This is a genomic window from Lysinibacillus sp. NPDC093712, from assembly GCF_050280025.1.
Taxonomy (GTDB): domain Bacteria; phylum Bacillota; class Bacilli; order Bacillales_A; family Planococcaceae; genus Lysinibacillus.
Genome location: NZ_JBNNUU010000002.1, coordinates 711740 through 730343 on the forward strand (window position 1 = coordinate 711740; position 18604 = coordinate 730343).

Annotated in this window: 16 protein-coding genes; 7 read left to right on the top strand and 9 right to left on the bottom strand. The window is 37.1% G+C overall.

Going from position 1 to position 18604, the window contains the following annotated elements; all coding sequences use genetic code 11:
* The 4 genes from lon to ACQKNX_RS11035 all read right to left on the bottom strand — a co-directional run bounded on the left by lon (position 1) and on the right by ACQKNX_RS11035 (position 7002).
* Positions 1-2325, bottom strand: a complete 2325-nt coding sequence (gene lon / locus ACQKNX_RS11020; protein ID WP_427428907.1) for an endopeptidase La — start codon at positions 2323-2325, stop codon at positions 1-3.
* Between the two features lie 230 nt (positions 2326-2555).
* Positions 2556-3827: an ATP-dependent protease ATP-binding subunit ClpX gene (clpX, locus tag ACQKNX_RS11025; RefSeq protein ID WP_172772230.1), complete on the bottom strand. Its 1272-nt coding sequence runs from the start codon at positions 3825-3827 to the stop codon at positions 2556-2558.
* A 608-nt stretch (positions 3828-4435) separates the two neighbouring features.
* Positions 4436-5725 (bottom strand): trigger factor, encoded by a 1290-nt coding sequence (tig, locus tag ACQKNX_RS11030; RefSeq protein WP_427428908.1) that lies wholly within the window; start codon positions 5723-5725, stop codon positions 4436-4438.
* A 287-nt stretch (positions 5726-6012) separates the two neighbouring features.
* On the bottom strand, positions 6013-7002 hold the full coding sequence (locus ACQKNX_RS11035; RefSeq protein WP_427428909.1) for a DUF3196 family protein: 990 nt from the start codon (positions 7000-7002) through the stop codon (positions 6013-6015).
* A 196-nt stretch (positions 7003-7198) separates the two neighbouring features.
* Here ACQKNX_RS11035 and ACQKNX_RS11040 point away from each other — a divergent pair, with 196 nt between their 5' ends.
* The 6 genes from ACQKNX_RS11040 (at position 7199) to qoxD (ending at position 13340) form a co-directional block, all read left to right on the top strand.
* Positions 7199-7663: a hypothetical protein gene (locus ACQKNX_RS11040; RefSeq protein WP_427428910.1), complete on the top strand. Its 465-nt coding sequence runs from the start codon at positions 7199-7201 to the stop codon at positions 7661-7663.
* 270 nt (positions 7664-7933) lie between these two features.
* Positions 7934-8776 (top strand): DUF2785 domain-containing protein, encoded by an 843-nt coding sequence (locus ACQKNX_RS11045; protein WP_427428911.1) that lies wholly within the window; start codon positions 7934-7936, stop codon positions 8774-8776.
* A 769-nt stretch (positions 8777-9545) separates the two neighbouring features.
* Positions 9546-10487: a cytochrome aa3 quinol oxidase subunit II gene (gene qoxA, locus ACQKNX_RS11050; RefSeq protein WP_427428912.1), complete on the top strand. Its 942-nt coding sequence runs from the start codon at positions 9546-9548 to the stop codon at positions 10485-10487.
* Between the two features lie 27 nt (positions 10488-10514).
* Positions 10515-12458: a cytochrome aa3 quinol oxidase subunit I gene (gene qoxB, locus ACQKNX_RS11055; RefSeq protein WP_427428913.1), complete on the top strand. Its 1944-nt coding sequence runs from the start codon at positions 10515-10517 to the stop codon at positions 12456-12458.
* A gap of 1 nt (position 12459) precedes the next feature.
* The gene (qoxC, locus tag ACQKNX_RS11060) at positions 12460-13059 is read left to right on the top strand and encodes a cytochrome aa3 quinol oxidase subunit III (protein ID WP_427428914.1); all 600 of its coding nucleotides are present in this window, start codon (positions 12460-12462) and stop codon (positions 13057-13059) included.
* Entirely contained in the window at positions 13059-13340 is a 282-nt protein-coding gene (qoxD, locus tag ACQKNX_RS11065) for a cytochrome aa3 quinol oxidase subunit IV (RefSeq protein ID WP_427428915.1), read from the top strand. The genes qoxC and qoxD overlap by 1 nt, the downstream gene beginning before the upstream one ends.
* A gap of 147 nt (positions 13341-13487) precedes the next feature.
* Here qoxD and ACQKNX_RS11070 read toward each other — a convergent pair whose 3' ends face one another.
* Both ACQKNX_RS11070 and ACQKNX_RS11075 read right to left on the bottom strand, forming a co-directional pair.
* Positions 13488-13910 (bottom strand): universal stress protein, encoded by a 423-nt coding sequence (locus ACQKNX_RS11070; protein ID WP_427428916.1) that lies wholly within the window; start codon positions 13908-13910, stop codon positions 13488-13490.
* A 52-nt stretch (positions 13911-13962) separates the two neighbouring features.
* The gene (locus ACQKNX_RS11075; RefSeq protein WP_427428917.1) at positions 13963-15042 is read right to left on the bottom strand and encodes a PQQ-dependent sugar dehydrogenase; all 1080 of its coding nucleotides are present in this window, start codon (positions 15040-15042) and stop codon (positions 13963-13965) included.
* A gap of 143 nt (positions 15043-15185) precedes the next feature.
* Here ACQKNX_RS11075 and ACQKNX_RS11080 point away from each other — a divergent pair, with 143 nt between their 5' ends.
* Complete coding sequence (locus tag ACQKNX_RS11080; RefSeq protein WP_427428918.1) at positions 15186-15599, top strand: NUDIX hydrolase; 414 nt, start codon at positions 15186-15188, stop codon at positions 15597-15599.
* 127 nt (positions 15600-15726) lie between these two features.
* On the opposite strand, the gene ACQKNX_RS11085 is transcribed toward ACQKNX_RS11080, so the two are convergent.
* The 3 genes from ACQKNX_RS11085 to ACQKNX_RS11095 all read right to left on the bottom strand — a co-directional run bounded on the left by ACQKNX_RS11085 (position 15727) and on the right by ACQKNX_RS11095 (position 18574).
* On the bottom strand, positions 15727-16140 hold the full coding sequence (locus ACQKNX_RS11085) for a YugN family protein (protein ID WP_340823280.1): 414 nt from the start codon (positions 16138-16140) through the stop codon (positions 15727-15729).
* Between the two features lie 180 nt (positions 16141-16320).
* Complete coding sequence (gene lpdA, locus ACQKNX_RS11090) at positions 16321-17715, bottom strand: dihydrolipoyl dehydrogenase (RefSeq protein WP_427428919.1); 1395 nt, start codon at positions 17713-17715, stop codon at positions 16321-16323.
* Positions 17702-18574, bottom strand: a complete 873-nt coding sequence (locus ACQKNX_RS11095; protein WP_427428920.1) for an alpha/beta hydrolase — start codon at positions 18572-18574, stop codon at positions 17702-17704. Before ACQKNX_RS11095 ends, lpdA begins: the two co-directional genes overlap by 14 nt.
* Between the last annotated feature and the right edge of the window lie 30 nt (positions 18575-18604).

An 18604-nucleotide genomic window follows, 5' to 3' on the forward strand; every position in this document is an offset into this window, starting at 1 on the left:
TTAAAAACCTCCGTCCAGCGCAATTGCTAATACTTCATCAGCAGATGACACTAGTTTAAATGTGAGTTGTTCGCGTACACTTTCAGGAATATCTTCAATATCACGTTCATTATCTTTTGGACAAATGATTGTTGTTAAACCTGCTCTGTGCGCGCTTAATGTTTTTTCTTTCAAACCGCCAATTGGTAGTACACGACCACGTAACGTAATTTCACCAGTCATTCCTACTTCACGACGAATCGGACGATGTAAAATAGCTGAAACAATTGCTGTCGCCATCGTGATACCTGCAGATGGTCCATCTTTTGGTACTGCTCCCTCAGGTACATGGATGTGGATATCATGTGTTTCAAAATATTCTGAGTCTACATTGAGATCCTCTATTTTAGTTCGGACATACGATAATGCTGTTTGTGCGGATTCCTTCATAACATCTCCAAGTTTCCCTGTTAACTGAATTTTGCCCTTACCAGGAGTTAAGGAAACTTCGATTTGTAATGTGTCACCACCAACAGTTGTATATGCTAGTCCTGTTGCTACACCAATTTGGTTTTCCTCTTCCGCTTGTCCATAGCGGAAACGGTGCTTACCAAGATATTCGATTACTGATTTTGAATTTACTGTTACACGTTTCTTTTCTCCAGAAACAATAATTTTAGCAATTTTACGACAAAGTGTTGCTATTTGACGCTCTAGTCCTCGGACACCTGCTTCACGTGTATAGTAACGAATAATGTCCAACACTGCTTCATCTTTGATTACTACTTGCGTTTTCTTCAAGCCATGTTCTTTTAATTGCTTTGGTATCAAATGATTTTTTGTAATTTGCGCCTTTTCAATTTCTGTATAGCCTGCAATCGAAATTACTTCCATACGATCTAATAAAGGTCCAGGAATCGTACTTAAATCATTAGCTGTAGCAATAAATAATACGTTAGATAAGTCATATGGTTCTTCGATATAGTGATCGCTAAACGTATTGTTTTGTGCAGGGTCCAGCACTTCTAACATTGCGGCTGCAGGATCTCCTCTGAAATCATTTGACATTTTATCGATTTCATCAAGTAAAAATACAGGATTAATCGTACCTGCTTTTTTCATTCCTTGAATAATACGACCTGGCATCGCACCTACATACGTACGACGATGACCTCGAATTTCGGATTCATCTCGCACCCCGCCTAAAGAAATACGAATAAATTTTCGATCTAAACTTTCTGCAACTGAGCGTGCTAACGATGTTTTACCTACTCCAGGAGGGCCAGCTAAACATAAAATTGGCCCACGTAATGAATTTTTTAGCTGACGCACAGCTAAATATTCAAGCACACGTTCCTTTACTTTATCGAGTCCAGCATGATCTCTGTTTAAAATTTCCTCAGCATGATCAATATTCATTCGATCTTCAGTTGATTTCGTCCAAGGTAAAGACACTAACCAGTCAATATAGTTTCGTATTACTCCACTTTCCGCACTTGCACTAGGTAGTTTTTCATAACGATCAAGTTCTTTAAGCGCTGCTTCTTTTGCAGACTCAGGCATACCTGTTTCATCAATGAGCTTTCGTAATTCCGTCACTTCACCAGTTTTACCTTCTCGATCTCCAAGCTCTGTTTGGATAGCCTTCATTTGTTCGCGTAAGTAATATTCCTTTTGCGTACGCTCCATTGATTGCTTTACTTTTGAATTAATTTTCTTTTCAAGATCCAGGACCTCTTGCTCATCGTGCAGGCGAATAATTAAATGATCTAAGCGTTTCTTAACATTTAGCATTTCTAAAACTTCTTGTTTATCCGCAATTTTAATTGGTAAATGCGAGGCAATAATATCAGCAAGACGGCTTGGTTCTTCAATGTCTGCAACTGTATTAATTGTTTCTGTTGTTATTTTGTTGGAGGATTTCGCATATCTTTCAAAATACGTTAACAATGTACGCATTAAGGCCTGTGTTTCCACATCTTTATCGATTTTCTCCTCTTTAACATCAATATCCACAACTGTATATTTCTCTAATGCTTGATAGTTGGACCACGTTGCACGTGCTACACCTTCCACTAAAATACGTAGCGTACCATTTGGTAACTTTAGCATTTGCTTTACATAAGCCATTGTACCTACTTGATATAAATCCTGCTCTTCTGGCTGTTCATCGTGCATTTCTTTTTGTGTTACCAATAAAATCAATTGGTCCTCTAACATCGCTTGTTCTAGCGCCGCTACAGAACGATTTCTACCCACATCAATATGTAACACCATCGACGGGTATACTAAAAGTCCACGTAAAGGCAATAATGGTACATTTGTTGTTTTTTGAATTGTTACCATGCGGGTATTCACCTCCGTCAAAATTTTCTTGTTCACAATCCCGCGCTTCTAGTATGTGTTTAAATAACCGATTCACACTATCTATTCAAACGAGCCAAAAATTTCATCTATTTACAGTCGTCAGCTTTATGTATGAATAAAAAGCTGACTCCCGATATGTGCGAACATTGCACAATCGAAGTCAGCTAAGTTACTCTTTTTCTCATAACAATAGACGCTACGTCTGTTTATTATGCCGAAGTTTTTGTGTCGCTACCTTCATCGAGTTCAGTGCCATCTTCAAGAAGCAATTTCGGTTTTTCTTTTTCCGTAATTGTTTTTGCAGTAATGATACATTTTTTCACATCATCACGTGAAGGTAATTCGTACATTACATCAAGCATTGTTGACTCAATAATTGAACGAAGACCACGTGCACCTGTTTTACGTTCAATTGCTTCCTTTGCAATCTCAGAAAGGGCACCTTCATCAAACTCAAGCTCAACGCCATCTAGTTCAAGCATTTTTTGATATTGCTTCGCAAGCGCATTTTTTGGTTCCGTCAAAATTTGTACAAGTGCTGCCTCATTTAATTGCTCTAGGCTTGCAAGTACAGGTAATCGACCGATGAATTCTGGTATTAGACCAAATTTCAACAAATCTTCAGGAATCAATTTCGCCATTAATGAACCTTCGTCCACTTCTACTTTATTAGGATCTGAACCGAAACCAATTACTTTTTCACCTTGACGACGTTTAATGATGGACTCAATACCATCAAATGCTCCGCCTACGATAAATAAAATATTTGTTGTATCAATTTGTAAAAATTCTTGGTGCGGATGCTTACGTCCACCTTGTGGAGGTACACTTGCAACAGTGCCTTCTAAAATTTTTAGCAACGCCTGTTGGACCCCTTCACCAGAAACATCACGAGTTATCGACGGATTTTCTGATTTACGTGCAACTTTATCGATTTCATCAATATAGATGATTCCTTTTTCCGCACGTTCAATATCATAATCTGCTGATTGGATTAATTTTAATAAAATATTTTCAACGTCTTCACCTACATAACCAGCCTCTGTTAAAGAAGTAGCATCTGCAATTGCGAAAGGAACGTTTAGTATACGTGCTAATGTTTGAGCTAATAATGTTTTACCGCTACCTGTTGGGCCGATTAACACAATGTTCGATTTTGCTAATTCCACATCATCGATTTTACTATTAGTATTGATGCGTTTGTAGTGATTGTAAACCGCAACCGCTAAGGCTTTTTTAGCACGCTCTTGTCCAATTACATACTCATTTAAAATCGATTGGATTTCTTTCGGTTTCGGAATATCTTGGAAATCGATTTCTTCCTCAACACCTAGTTCTTCTACAACGATTTCTGAACAAAGTTCGATACATTCATCACAAATATAAACACCGGGACCTGCAACTAATTTACGTACTTGTTCTTGTGGCTTACCACAGAATGAGCATTTTAAATTGCCTTTTTCATCATTAAATTTGAACAATATGTTTCACCCCTATTCAAGCTACAATCTTACAAGATTATTGAACCATTATCAAATAAATTGATTGCAACATTTACGTCATGGCGCAAATGCGTCTAGATTTTGAAGTATTTTCAAAGTCTTCAAGCACGAGGACAGTTAGCTAGGAATCGGCAGTTTTTTGCGCTAAAAACATTAACCGCCGTATGCCCGCTTTCATGCAAATAGTTCGTGTTGATGCGACCATTCAGACTAACCCATGACCACTGATTGATTATTTAGCTTCTTTCCTTCGAGGTTTAGTTCCCTCACTCGTAAAACCTATGTGCGCTCTTCTTCCATTATAATGGCGGCGCTATAATTACTGCTACTTTTCGGCTCTACTACAATGATGTTAAAATTTAGCATCGTGTAAAAAGTTAAACAACAATACTATGTATAAGTAAATTAACTAAAGTGGCCTCCAAAAGTATAACAGTTAGTAAAAATCAGACTTACTTTTTGTCGTCCTTGACCTTGAGAGGTTGGGGCCCCTTTAGCCTAAACTAAAAAGCTATGTGTGATAAAACAAGGCACGGTTTTACGCCGTACCTTGTCTTCTTAATTTTTCTATCTAGTTACGCAAAATCTTATTCAGTAATTTTAGCGTTTTCTACTAAAAATTCAACTGTTTTTTGGATTTTAATGTCATTTTCAAGAACAGCAGTACCGCCTAGAGCGCCAGTAATTTGTTCTTTTGTCATATTGAATTGAGCAGCCATTTTTTCTAATTCAGCTTCAATATCAGCTTCAGTAGCTTCAATTTTTTCTGCATCAGCGATTGCTTCAAGAGTTAATGAAACACGTACACGGCTTTCAGCTTCTTCTTTCATTTGACCGCGTAAATCTTCTTCTGATTGACCAGAGAATTGGTAGTAAAGCTCTAAGTTCATACCTTGCGTTTGTAAGCGTTGACCAAACTCTTGTAGCATACGATCTGTTTCAGAGTTAACCATGCCAGCTGGTACTTCAAAGTCTGCATTATCAGCAGCTTTTTCTACTAATTCATCGCGAAGTGTAGCATCTGATTCTGCTTGTTTTTGAGTAGCAGTTTGTTCTTTAATTTTAGCACGTAATGCTTCTACGCCTTCAACTTCAGGATCTAATTCTTTTGCAAACTCATCGTTTAGCTCAGGAAGTACTTTTGTTTTCACTTCTTTAATAGTTACTTTGAAAGTAGCTTCTTTACCAGCTAATTCAGCAGCATGATATTCTTCTGGGAAAGTTACAGTAACATCTTTCTCTTCGCCAGCTTTTACGCCTACTAATTGCTCTTCAAATCCAGGAATGAATGAACCTGAACCGATTTCTAATGGATAGTCTTCGCCTTTTCCACCTTCGAAAGCTTCTTCGCCTACGAAACCTTCAAAGTCAATTACCGCTGTGTCGCCTTCTACGATAGCTTCATCTTCTTTAATTTCAAGTTCAGCTTTACGTGCTAATTGTTCTTGAATTTGAGCTTCAACTTCTTCGTCTGTTACTTCAACTGGAAGTTTCGTAACTTCTAAGCCTTTGTAGTCGCCAAGTTTTGGTTCTGGTTTCACTGTTACTTGAGCAGTGAATGAGAAGTCTTGACCATGAACGAAGTTTTCTGTACCAGAAATTTCTGGGTAATCAACTGGCATAATACCAGCTTCGTCGATTGCTTTCGCATAAGAATCTGGAACAATGATTTCTAATGCATCTTGATATAAAGATTCAATTCCAAAGCGTTGTTCAAACATTTTACGAGGCATTTTACCTTTACGGAAACCTGGTACGTTAATTTGTTTCACAACTTTTTTGAACGCTTGGTCCATCGCTGCATCTACTTCAGTAGCTGGTACTTCAATTGTAAGAGTACCGATATTTCCTTCTTGTTTTTCCCATTTTGCTGACATGTATAAATACCTCCAAAATAATCTAGTTTCAATTACGCATGACGTAATTGTGTTCGGATTTCGATTTCTCGATAATTTTTTGTAAATCCGCAACTTGTGTCAAAGACTTAGCATTTAGTTAAAGTTTTAATCCCCTACTAAATAGTAAAAGCCTTTGACATTCATCCACTTACTTGTTAAGTAGGGGACTTCGGTTGAATCAAGTTTAAATGTTAGACAATTTATTCGTAACTACGATTTTGACAACCATTTTAGTATATCATAGATGCGCATAGTTTCAACTTATTTCATACTTCATGGAGTTCTGTTAGTTTTTCTAACATTTGTAAAAAGTCGATGATTTCATAGTCCATTTCCTGCACCTTACCAAGCATTGCTTTTACAAAATCAATATAACTATAAGCAATATCATCGGCTACAAACGGATGCCATTCAAATGGATACGTAACAATTGCATGCTTAGCCATTAAATATTGTACCATTTCCAATGTTGATGGGTCTTGTTCTAATTCCGATTCTATAATTTTTTTTACTTCACCATACTGCTGTAATTGATTAGGTAACGCAAGATCAATCGGATTAATAGTTTTTGTTTGCTCAAATTTTGTAACAGTCACTTCGATTGAAACTTCTTGCTCTACTAGCAAAATAAGTGCAAGACTCTGCACAAACGGATGGATTTCCGAACATTCGATAATAGCCTTTAACGGCATTTTTAACTGCCTTACATTCGTATCCATTAGGCGATGCAACCGCAACGATTGTTCATTCGATGTTAGTGCTGTAAATTTTCCTAATTCATATTCTTGCGCTTCTATCAATTCTTGTACATCTTCTCGTTGTTGAAGATTTTTAGCGACTTCACTATTTATACTTTTTAAGCGTTCAAATTTTTCTAACTGTGCTTCTGGAAGAACTTTTTCCTCTATTAACGTAGTTATTATAGACTCAACTTGATGATATTCCTTTAACTGCATGCAAATCGTAATGTATAGTTCCATCACTTCAACATACATAGAAGTGCCCATAGCTAACAATTGCTCACATACTTCTTTGGCCTTCACATATAGTTTCAGCTCATATAAAGCATACGCATAGGCACTTAAAGCTTTTTCATCTCCCTTGTCATATAAAAACGCCTTTTCAAAACATGCAACTGCCTCTTCATATTGATATTTTTCCACATACATATGGCCCTCACGAATTAGCGTTTGGGTTGCACCAGGAAAAACAACAATATTGTCATGTTTAATAACATGGCGCTTTTGCTTTGTCATTTTTCTCACCTCTTTTAGTTCACTAGTTCCTAATTGTTTATTTTTAACAAAAATAATTGAATTTATATTCATATTTTGTAATGAATTGAATTATAATTAATAATACCTAACATTATTTACCTTATTGATAGAAAGTGCTTCAACCATAGTCATTGTTAGCTAGACGAAAACAAGTTGTTCACAAGGAGTGTAATACATGCCATTAATGGATACAATCATTGAATTCGATAGTCGCATCTCCCCCGCTTTCGAGGCACTATCAATTAAAGTCATATCGATTACAACAGCACACGGTCCGCTACAAGATTATTCAATTGACTTCGAATTTTTTACACGTACAAAAATTAATACGTTTACGAAAGAAGCAACGACACATATCTCAAGTATTCAAGGGACTATACCCGGTTCCATCTCAATTGGGCATCATCAGGAGTCACTTTATATTATTCCCCAAAGTGTTCACATTGAATGCAATTATAAGATTCTGCATATTGACACAAAAGATATGGAACGCATTTTACAGCATCCCAACCCAACGCTCTATTATAGTGAGTGGCTTTTAGATGCCATCAAAAATGCGAGTATCCTTGTTGAATTAAAATCGAATCAAAACACATTTATCGAATGGCCGCTCGGCATAAAGTCTGCTGTTATATTATAGGAAGCAAAACAAAAACCTTTTATGTAGATGATGCTTTTGAAACCGACTAGCCCATAAACTATTCTTATGTCTGAGGCATACTTGAAAAGTATGTCTTTTTGTCATGAATCAAACACCAATCCTTCATTCGTTGCGCTATAATCATATCAGCTTTCGATAGATTCTGGTATTCCTATTGCGAAAGTAACCATTAAAAAATTCACATCTGACAAATTTCTTTAGTAAAGAAGGTATAATAAAAAAATAGATTTATTATTGGAGGCAATTATCATGGATATAAAAGAAGCATTACAAACATTTTCTTCAATGACACTTACAGCAAGACAAGCGTTTTTTGAAAAAGAAGGCGACTGGCTATTGGAGGAAATGTTAACGCACATCGGTTCAACTGATGAAAGGCTACGTGACCACCTTATATATCGAACATTTATCGACCTGATCAGTGATAACTTACTAAATTCACAGCAACTCCAAAATTTGTTCGATACGGCAATAGGTGACGATTACTTATATGCAAACATCGGGGAACAAACGGAAGATAGTGTATTCACACGCTCCTTTTCAGCGTTACTTGTAGCTAGCATTCTTGCAAAAGATAGTGAGCTCCTTATTTTAAATGACACAAGCTTACAATCTTTCTTTAAAAAAATCGGTCGTTATTTGTTACTTGAAAAGGATACAAGAGGACACGTCGAAGGCAAAGGTTGGGCACACAGCATTGCACACGGGGCCGATTTAGCTGCCATGACAATTAAACACCCTAAGTTTGACTTGCAATATGCACCATCCATCTTACACGCACTGAAATTGGCAACTTGGAAAGATGTTGTCTATGTAAACGATGAGGAAGAACGCTTTGTAAATATCATTGAGGCATTATTAGCAAGAGACTATTCTGAAGAAGCCTTATCAGAATGGGTGGAGCAAGCTTTTGATAAATTCGAAATGCATTTGGTAACGCAAGGTTATAATGAAAGCTTTTTTAGCGGACGTACTTGCACATTAAATGCGATGAAGACATTATATTTCGCTTTAAAAATGAATAATCAAGCACCTAAACTTCAAAACACACTGTACATCCAAGTAGCAAAGTGGCTGAAGCTCGGTTCTTAACTTTTGATAGAGCATCCAAATCAAATTGGATGTTCTTTTTTCAGGAATCACCAATATTGATATACTAATTTCTGTTAAATATTGAAAGCGCTTAATTATGTTAACATAATTTTATCATTGTTCCAATATCCTTTCTCTTATCATTCCTTACATAGAAAATTTATCCTTTAATCTTCAAAAAAACGTCTTTTTATATACTCCTTTTTTAAAAAAAACGCAACTAAAAAGAATTAAAAACAGAGGTATAACAAGGACTTTATTACAAAACGTCGTCTAAAATGTGAAATAGGATTTTTCACAAATAATTTGTTTACTTAGTTAAATACGATAAACTCAGTATTTTCAACGTTTATACAGTGCTTATTTAACAAAACCTAAAAATACCAATAGCAAAATAGCTTTTTTTGTTCAAAAAATGTTCATATTCACCCCCCTTTCATTATCATATTTATAATTAATTATTTTTTTTTTTGGTGAAGCGGGCGTATAATCCTATATGCAAACAAAGTCATGATGTGACCATCGACATTAAAATTTTGTCCAATTTATGGTGCATAAATCATCATGTATGTGAACGCTTGCACCAGACCAATCAATTACAAGACATTATGTTTCATATTGAACCATGCCATTGTCATTGTAAATGCAACTGTACTTGATTGGTACATCAGATAAAAGAGGTGACCTCAATACCCACTATTTATAAATGTGAATCAAGACTACTACACATGAAATTTATGAATAGCCGTTTTATAGAAAGGAGTCAAACATGAATAAAAAATTAAGCTTAATGTTTTTAGTATTTGGCGCTATCGCAATCCTGTCTGGATGTGAACCATTAACAGTTTTCAATCCAAAAGGACCGAATGCTCAAACATTATCAAACACAATTATTTTATCCATTATTACAATGGCAGTTATTTTACTAGTCGTGTATGTGCTTTTTGCGTTTATGCTAACAAAATACCGAGCATCAAAAGCATCTGCCGATTATGAGCCACCTCATGAAGAAGGTAGTCACGTACTTGAAATTACGTGGACAGTTATTCCTATTATTATCGTAGCATTCCTAGCAATTGTTACTGTTAAAACAACTAGTACGGTAGAAACAACACCAGAAGGTTATGACAATAAAGAACCACTTGTTATTTATGCAGCATCTTCAAACTGGAAATGGCATTTTAGCTATCCAGAAGAGGGTATTGAGACTGTGAACTATGTAAACATTCCAACTGATCGTCCAATCGAGTTCAAATTGTATTCATTCGGACCAATCACAAGTTTCTGGATTCCACAGTTAGCTGGTCAAAAATATGCGATGAGTGACATGTTAACAACTATTCACCTTGCAGCTGATGAAGTTGGCTCTTTCATGGGTCGTAACTCAAACTTTAACGGTCGTGGATTTGCGGAAATGGAATTTGAAGCACAATCTATGACACAAGCAGACTTCGATCAATGGGTTGCTGATGTAAAAGCGAACGAAAAACCATTAACTGAAGAGAAATTCAAAGAATTATTAGCAGCTGAACACGTAGGTCGTTCAAGCTACTCATCTACTCACTTAGATTTCAGCCCAGCACCAATGGCACATGGTGATATGGATATGGGGGGTATGGACCATAGTGACATGGACATGTCTGACGAAGACATGAATCATGAAGATATGGACCATTCAAACACTGATGCCAAATCAACACATTCACACTAATTTTCAAATTTGAAAGGAGCGCATCCTATGAGTATGGAAGAATTATTCCATCCACTGCAAGAACCGATGATTTTAGCGGCAGCTATCAGTATCGTAGTTGGTGCAGTTGTTGTCGTAGCAGGCCTTACTTATTTTAAAAAATGGGGCTACTTCTATAAAAACTGGCTATCAACAGTCGATCATAAAAAGATCGGTATTATGTATATCGCCGTAGCACTATTAATGCTATTCCGCGGTGGTATCGACGCACTTTTAATGCGTGCACAAACAGCCGTTCCGGATAACGGACTTCTTGATGCACAACACTATAACGAGATTTTCACTACACATGGTTTAATCATGATTTTATTTATGGCGATGCCATTTGTTATCGGATTAATGAACATTGTTATCCCATTACAAATCGGGGCACGTGACGTTGCATTCCCACGTCTAAATGCAGTCAGCTTCTGGGCATTCGCAGCCGGTTGTGGCTTGCTGAACCTATCATTCATTATTGGTGGTTCACCAGATGCAGGTTGGACAGCTTACTTCCCATTATCAGGTACTGAATTCAGTCCAACTGTTGGGAACAACTACTATTCATTAGCACTACAATTATCTGGGGTTGGTACGTTATTGACGGGTGTGAACTTTATCACAACGATCTTTAAAATGCGTGCTCCTGGTATGACATTAATGAAAATGCCAATGTTCTCTTGGTCAATTTTAATTACAAACGTTATTATTGTATTTGCATTCCCAGTGTTAACTGTAGCACTTGCATTAATGATGTTAGACCGTCAATTCGGTACAAAATTCTTTGCAATGACAGACGGCGGTATGGATATGCTTTGGGCCAACCTATTCTGGGTTTGGGGACATCCTGAAGTTTACATCGTTATCCTACCAGCGTTCGGTATTTTCTCAGAAGTTATTGCAACATTTGCTCGTAAAAACTTATATGGTTACAAATCAATGGTAATGAGTATGGTTGTCATTTCGTTACTTTCATTCTTAGTTTGGGCCCACCACTTCTATACAATGGGTCACGGCGTTATGGTAAACAGTGTATTCTCTATTACAACAATGGCGATTGCTGTTCCAACCGGGGTTAAGATGTTTAACTGGTTGCTCACAATGAGGCACGGTAAGATTCAATTCACTACCCCAATGCTTTATGCGCTAGGCTTTATTCCGATCTTCACAATTGGTGGGGTTACAGGTGTAATGCTAGCAATGGCAAGTGCCGACTATCAATATCATAATACGATGTTCTTAGTTGCCCACTTCCACTATGTATTAATTCCAGGTACAGTATTTGGTGTACTTGCAGGTTACCATTTCTGGTGGCCAAAAATGTTCGGTTTCCGTTTAAATGAGAAATTAGGGAAAGCTGGTTTTTGGTTCATCGCTATCAGCTTCAACGTAACGTTCTTCCCTCTATTCATCTTAGGTTTAGATGGTTATGCTCGTCGTATGTACACTTATTCAGCTTCAACTGGTTATGGTCCATTAAACATGCTATCGTTCATCGGTGCACTTGGACTAGCAGTAGGCTTTGCGTTAATCTGTTATAACATTTACTACAGCTGGAAACATATGCCTCGTAACGAGAAAGCAGATGTTTGGGATGGTCGTTCATTAGAATGGGCTACTCATTCTCCAGTTCCTGAATACAACTTTGCAGTAGTACCAAATGTGACACGTTTAGACGAGTTCTGGTTCTCGAAAAAAGAAGGTCACGATATTACTGCAGGTAAAATTGAAAAGATCCACATGCCTAACAACACAGGTACTCCTTTCTGGACAAGTGGTTTCTTATTCCTAGCAGCATTCTTCGCTGTATTTAGTCTATGGACTCTAGCCATTATCAGCATGCTTATTGTATTTGGCTTTATGGCTCATCGTTCATTTGAAAAAGATCATGGTCGTTACATTTCAGTTGAAGAAATCTTGGAAACTGAAAAAAGTTTGAGAGGTGATAAATAATATGAAAATCGATTCTTCACTTCCATTAGAATATAGTACAGAGGAAAACCGCTTAAAGATTTTTGGTTTCTGGATCTTCCTTGGAGCCGAGATCATGTTATTCGCTACACTCTTTGCTGTCTATTTCACGCTACACAATCGTACAGGCAGCGGCCCAAATGGTGCTGAAATTTTCGAGTTAACACCAGTATTACTAGAAACATTTTTGCTACTAGCAAGTAGTTTTACAATCGGTCTTGGCGTACACGCTATGCGTCTTGGCAACAAAAAAGCAATGATGACATTCTTCATCATTACACTTATTTTAGGTCTTGGCTTCTTAGGTATTGAGATTGATGAGTTCGTCACTTATGTTCATGAAGGTGCTACAATTACAACAAGTGCATTTTTATCTTCATTAATGACTTTACTTGGTACGCATGGTGCCCACGTAACATTTGGTTTCTTCTGGGGCGTTGCAATTTTAATCCAAGTAGCAAGACGTGGCTTAAACCCACAAACGGCTAACAAAGCGTTTATTTTCTCACTGTACTGGCATTTCCTAGACGTTGTTTGGATTTTCATCTTCAGCTTCGTCTACTTGAAAGGACTGATTAGCTGATGAAGGAACTATTCCCAAAACAACATGTGATGGGCTTCGGCTTCTCACTTTTACTAACAGTTATCGCTTTAGCAGTTGTGAAATTTGATATGTCTTACAATATGGCATTTGCTATCCTCTTAGTGACTGCACTTGCACAAGCAACTGTTCAATTAGTATTATTCATGCACATCGGTGAATCTGAAGATAAAAAAACATTATATACAACAATTTTATATTCAGTGTTCGTAGCTGTTGTGACAATCCTTGGTACATTATTCGCAATGATCTGGGGTTACTAATAAAAAGAACCGAGAAAATGAAATCATTTTCTCGGTCTTTTTTTATTTATATCTAGCAAAAAAGCCAACCATCGAAATCTCGAAGATTGACTTCCTCTTGTCGAAAACTAATTCTCACTAGCTTTATATAATATTATTTTTATCTGCTTAGCGGACAATCAACACATCACATGATGCTAATCGGACAATACGCTCCGCTACTGAGCCGAGTACCATCTTTTCTAATTGATTTAACCCCGTTGCACCACATACAAGTAAGTCTACAGCTGGAAGTTTTGTAAGTATGCTTTTCGGCGAACCGGTTTCTACATTAGTTAATACTTCTGTTACGCCCGCTGTTTGAGCTTCTTTTTTTAACTTCTCTATTTTAATAAAATTCTCTTCTTTCAATTTCTCAGCATACTTCAAGTCATATGCCGTAACAGCCCCGAACGACTTCGTGTCAATGACATTCATTAATTGTAATGTTGCCCCATACTCTATTGCCAATTTTACTGCGCGCTCATAGGCTTTCAACGACTGCTCTGAAAAATCTATTGCAACAGCGACTGTCTTATAATTCGTAGCCATCATTACCCTCCTCATCTTTTCCAACCAATTCAAAGTTTTCAAAATCATTATATCATAATGGTATTCGATATAGTTTATCGTCATTATTTAGTGGAGTCCCACGTCCATCTGTATTATTGCTAACAAAATAAAGATACTGTTCATCCACTAGTATATCTCGAATTCTTCCTAGTCCCTTTATTATTTCCGTTTGGGTTTTCGTTTCAAGATTAAATTCCAAAACAGCGGCTCCTCTTAATGCAGCTACGTATAATTTATTGTCATAATAGTCGATGCCAGATGGAGCCCAAGTTGTGCTACTTCCTGATGTAAACAACGGTGATTTCATCCGTTGTCGAGTGTCAATCCCTTCTATTATTGGCCATCCATAGTTTTGTCCTGCTTCGATTTTGTTTATTTCATCATTGGCGCTGTTGCCATGCTCACTTGCGAATAATGTGCCATCTAACGACCACGTCAACCCTTGTGGATTACGGTGTCCATAACTATAAACAAATGAATTTGGAAATGGATTATCAGAGGGAACAGTTCCATCTAAATTAATGCGTAAAATTTTCCCTTCTAATGCAGACAGGTCTTGCGCTACAGACGATTGCAGCGCATCGCCCACAGTTGCGTAAAGCTTGCCGTCCGGCCCAATTTTAAGCCTCCCCCCATGATGGAATGTACCACTTATTATATGATCAAGGAGCAAATGCTCTTCATACCAAACATCCCCCTCTTGTCGAAGTGTCACAATGCGATTAAACTGTTTGTCTCCATCCACATACGTATAATAAGCATACGCAAGGTTTGAATCAGAAAAATCTGGTGCAAGTACAAACCCTAGTAATCCTGCTTCAGCAGCTGTCGCTAGTTGTTTTTTCAAATTGACTCGTTGTCTCTCCACTTCTCCCTCGTTAATTTTAACAATATGACCTGTTCTCTCCGTAACGTAAAACATATTTTTATATTTTTCGATAGCCCATGGTATATCTAAATTATCCGCTACTATTTCTAAGTTCAGATTGCTTTGTTCTAGATTATCTGTAACATTCTCCTGTCTGTGCTTCGTAGGCTGTTGTTGTGTATTTGTGGTACACCCAGTCAGCAAAATCATTATTAATAACAATAAGTTAATTTTTTTCCTCAATCACTTTCCCTCTTTTCTTGAAGTTTTCATTAACATATCAACTTCCTATGTTAATAGTAAATGATATATTTACTTTCCATTTAAATACCATTAAACTATTATGTACATATTTAACTAAAAAATGATATTAAAAGGAGAGAGACATGGAGGAAGTAAAAGTCGTCTATGCTTTAATTAAAAACCTCAAGAATCAAATACTGATGGTTCATAATCACGAAGGTCATTGGTCGCTTCCAGGCGGGAAAGTTGAGGCAGATGAAACACTATTTGAAGCGACAATCCGCGAAGTCAAAGAAGAAACAGGCTATATTGTTGAAATAGGAAAATTACTCGCAGTTAATGAAACAAAATTTACAGTTAGGAATCATCATGCATTATTTTTCACTTTTGAGGCGCAAATAGTAGAAGGTGTAGAAGAAATAACGTTACCTAATGAAATTTTTCACATTGAATGGGCACCTATTGATATAGCTAGCACTAGAATGCCGTATTATATAGGTGGAATTGATAATCTCTATAAAAATCATGCTCTTTATCACAACGAAGGGACGCTATAGCAAGAATTCTTTCCTTACGCGTCACGGCAGGCTGCTAGCGTATTATTTAATATTGTTAAAGTTTTAAGCATAATAAAAGCCACTACTTATTAAAAGTGTGACTAACGTATTACTATTGGTGTAAAGGCTAGTGAAAATACGGAAGTACTTTATCAGCTACTACCTTTTCACCAACTTGTATCCATTTGCTTTTATCATGTATATGACCATCTTTATCAAGCGGGGTTTGGAATTGACTAGCACCCGTAGCATCAAGCAATGATCCTTCATCATAATCTAACCCTACATTTGTGACATGTTTAATAACAAAGGGATTTTGAAAGCGGATTTGTGCATCATAAAAATCTAGTTCACCCTGTGTCACGATAAACGGTACGCGTAAATAGATTGTTTCGCCTCCATCGCTCGATAAAATCGTATCAAAGCTTCCTTTGTGATACTCCCAATTGCCTCCAATTGTAAAACCATGCCTCTCGATTTGATCACGTAAATAGCCAAAACTAATTTCTTTTCCGACGATATTAGATTCAATTTGTAACAATTGCATGCCCTCCTTTACTTTTGATTTCAGTCTATCCTAAAGTGACAAAATACAAACAACTTATACGACATGATTTGAATTACTTTGTCGCTTGTTCATTTAATTCCCCACATATGATAAAACCTGTTTTGAACAAAGTTTTCAAAACAGGCTCTCCTTTATAGCTTCTATATCAAACTATCAGGCTTTTATCATATGAATTGGTCTCCCTATTATTACTTCGGCTGCCTCCATTGTCATTTCCCCTAATGTTGGGTGAGCGTGTATCGTGCATGCAACATCTTCTGCTGTCATCCCCGTTTCAATTGCAAGCGTCAGTTCAGCGATCAGATCAGATGCACCAGCACCTACGATTTGAGCACCGATTAATACGTCATCTTCTTTACGCGTAACAAGCTTCACGAAGCCTTCTGTTTGGTTCAGTGCAAGTGCACGACCATTTATTGCGAATGGGAATTTCGCTGCAGTATATTCGATATCTTCAGCTTTAGCTTGATCTTCGTTATAGCCCACTGTCGCCATTTCTGGATCAGTGAAGCATACAGCAGGAACAGCTAAATAATCTACGATTGACTTCTCGCCAGCGATTGCTTCAGCAGCCACTTTCCCTTCATAAGAAGCTTTGTGTGCAAGCTGTGGCCCCGCTACGATGTCACCAATTGCATAGATGTTTGGAATGTTTGTACGGCATTGTTTGTCAACATTAATTAAACCACGTTCGCCGAATTCAATGCCAACACCTTCAAGACCCATTTCATCTGTATTTGGACGACGACCAACAGTTACTAATACGTAATCAGCTTCGACTTTTTTCTCTTCTCCGCCAACCTCATATGTTACAACTACGCCGTTTTCTGTTTCTTCAACGCCTTTTGCAGATGCGTTTACTTCAATTTCAACGCCTTTCTTTTTAAGGCCTTTTTTCACGATTTGCGTCATTTGTTTTTCGAAACCAGCTAAAATGTCTTTGCCGCCTTCGATAATTGTTACTTGTGAGCCTAAGTTTGCATAAGCTGAACCTAGTTCTGTTCCGATGTAGCCTCCGCCAATAACAACTAATTTACCTGGTACTTCTTGTAAAGAAAGTGCGCCAGTAGAGTTTAGGACACGATCAGAGAATTTAAAAGTTGGAATTTCAACTGGACGAGAACCTGTTGCGATAATCACATTGTTAAATGTGTAAGTTTCTGTGCTCTCCCCCTCGATGACACGTACAGTATTTTTATCTACAAAATTTGCCTGCCCCTTCACTATGTCGATTTTGTTGCCTTTTAGCAGACTTTCAACGCCGCCTACTAATTTAGAAACGATCCCCTTTTTAAACTCTTGTACTTTTGTCCAGTCTAGTTTTACTTCTTGGACAACTACCCCCATATCTTCTGAATGCTTTGCTTGCTCAAAACGATGACCTACAGAAATCAATACTTTAGATGGAATACAACCGACATTCGAGCATACTCCTCCAAAAAATCCCTTCTCTATAATTGTTACATTTTGCCCCATTTGAATAGCACGAATAGCCGCCACATACCCTCCAGGACCTGCACCAATCACGAGTGTATCAATATTTTTCATTTACTATATCCCCCTTATTACTCTCTATAAATTGAAAAACGTAATTCCAAAAAAACGGATCTTTCACACAATTATGGTGACCCTTTGTTTCCACTTTAATTACTTGTTTAAAGTTGCTAGCATTTTTTAAAACTCCCAAATTTGAAATGGGTACTTTTTTATCTTGCATTGAGTGAATAGCAAGAGACGGTGACTGTTGATTTTTTAATATTTTTTCAAGACGCCATTCTTTTCTAGCTTTTAAAAAAACACCTCCTCTTAATAAAAACCAACTAACAAATAGCCAACCAATTGGCATATAAGGTAGTGTTACTTTTTCCGCCATTGAATTGCTAATACTTTTTAGTGATGTAGGCATTGAGTCCGTGATAAGAGCATGTATTCTTGAATCTTGGGCATTAACAATACTTGCAGCTATTCCTCCCATTGAATGCCCTAAAACATAAATAGACTTACAGCTAATATCTGGTCTTTCTGTCACATAATCAATCGTGGATGTAATCGTTTGGACAAACGATTCAATACTTACTTGTTTTTGCACGGAGTCACTTTGCCCATGACCAAGTACATCTATCATTACAACGTCATAGCCACTAGCTACTATTGGGTCTACATATCGCAACATATCAGACTTATTAGAGCCCCACCCGTGAATCAGTAGAAAACATCCCTTACCCTTGTCACTTCTAATATACCAACCCCTGACAGCTCCTATTTCCATCCTAATTTCGATATTTTCAAAAGTGGATTGCGGATATTTTTTATCCTTTTTTCGTTTTGGTGTAAAAATATGCAAAATGATATAGCTTCTCAAAAATAAAATAAACACGAAGAAAGCAAAAAATAATAAATAGCTCATTCTAACCCTCCAAAAAAGATACCAAATAGT

Bases quoted from the DNA above. Each gene is read 5' to 3' on its own strand.
- lon (WP_427428907.1), bottom strand. From the start codon at position 2,325: ATGGTAACAATTCAAAAAACAACAAATGTACCATTATTGCCTTTACGT.
- tig (WP_427428908.1), bottom strand. From the start codon at position 5,725: ATGTCAGCAAAATGGGAAAAACAAGAAGGAAATATCGGTACTCTTACA.
- ACQKNX_RS11035 (WP_427428909.1), bottom strand. From the start codon at position 7,002: ATGACAAAGCAAAAGCGCCATGTTATTAAACATGACAATATTGTTGTT.
- ACQKNX_RS11040 (WP_427428910.1), top strand. From the start codon at position 7,199: ATGCCATTAATGGATACAATCATTGAATTCGATAGTCGCATCTCCCCC.
- ACQKNX_RS11045 (WP_427428911.1), top strand. From the start codon at position 7,934: ATGGATATAAAAGAAGCATTACAAACATTTTCTTCAATGACACTTACA.
- qoxA (WP_427428912.1), top strand. From the start codon at position 9,546: ATGAATAAAAAATTAAGCTTAATGTTTTTAGTATTTGGCGCTATCGCA.
- qoxB (WP_427428913.1), top strand. From the start codon at position 10,515: ATGAGTATGGAAGAATTATTCCATCCACTGCAAGAACCGATGATTTTA.
- qoxC (WP_427428914.1), top strand. From the start codon at position 12,460: ATGAAAATCGATTCTTCACTTCCATTAGAATATAGTACAGAGGAAAAC.
- qoxD (WP_427428915.1), top strand. From the start codon at position 13,059: ATGAAGGAACTATTCCCAAAACAACATGTGATGGGCTTCGGCTTCTCA.
- ACQKNX_RS11070 (WP_427428916.1), bottom strand. From the start codon at position 13,910: ATGGCTACGAATTATAAGACAGTCGCTGTTGCAATAGATTTTTCAGAG.
- ACQKNX_RS11080 (WP_427428918.1), top strand. From the start codon at position 15,186: ATGGAGGAAGTAAAAGTCGTCTATGCTTTAATTAAAAACCTCAAGAAT.
- lpdA (WP_427428919.1), bottom strand. From the start codon at position 17,715: ATGAAAAATATTGATACACTCGTGATTGGTGCAGGTCCTGGAGGGTAT.
- ACQKNX_RS11095 (WP_427428920.1), bottom strand. From the start codon at position 18,574: ATGAGCTATTTATTATTTTTTGCTTTCTTCGTGTTTATTTTATTTTTG.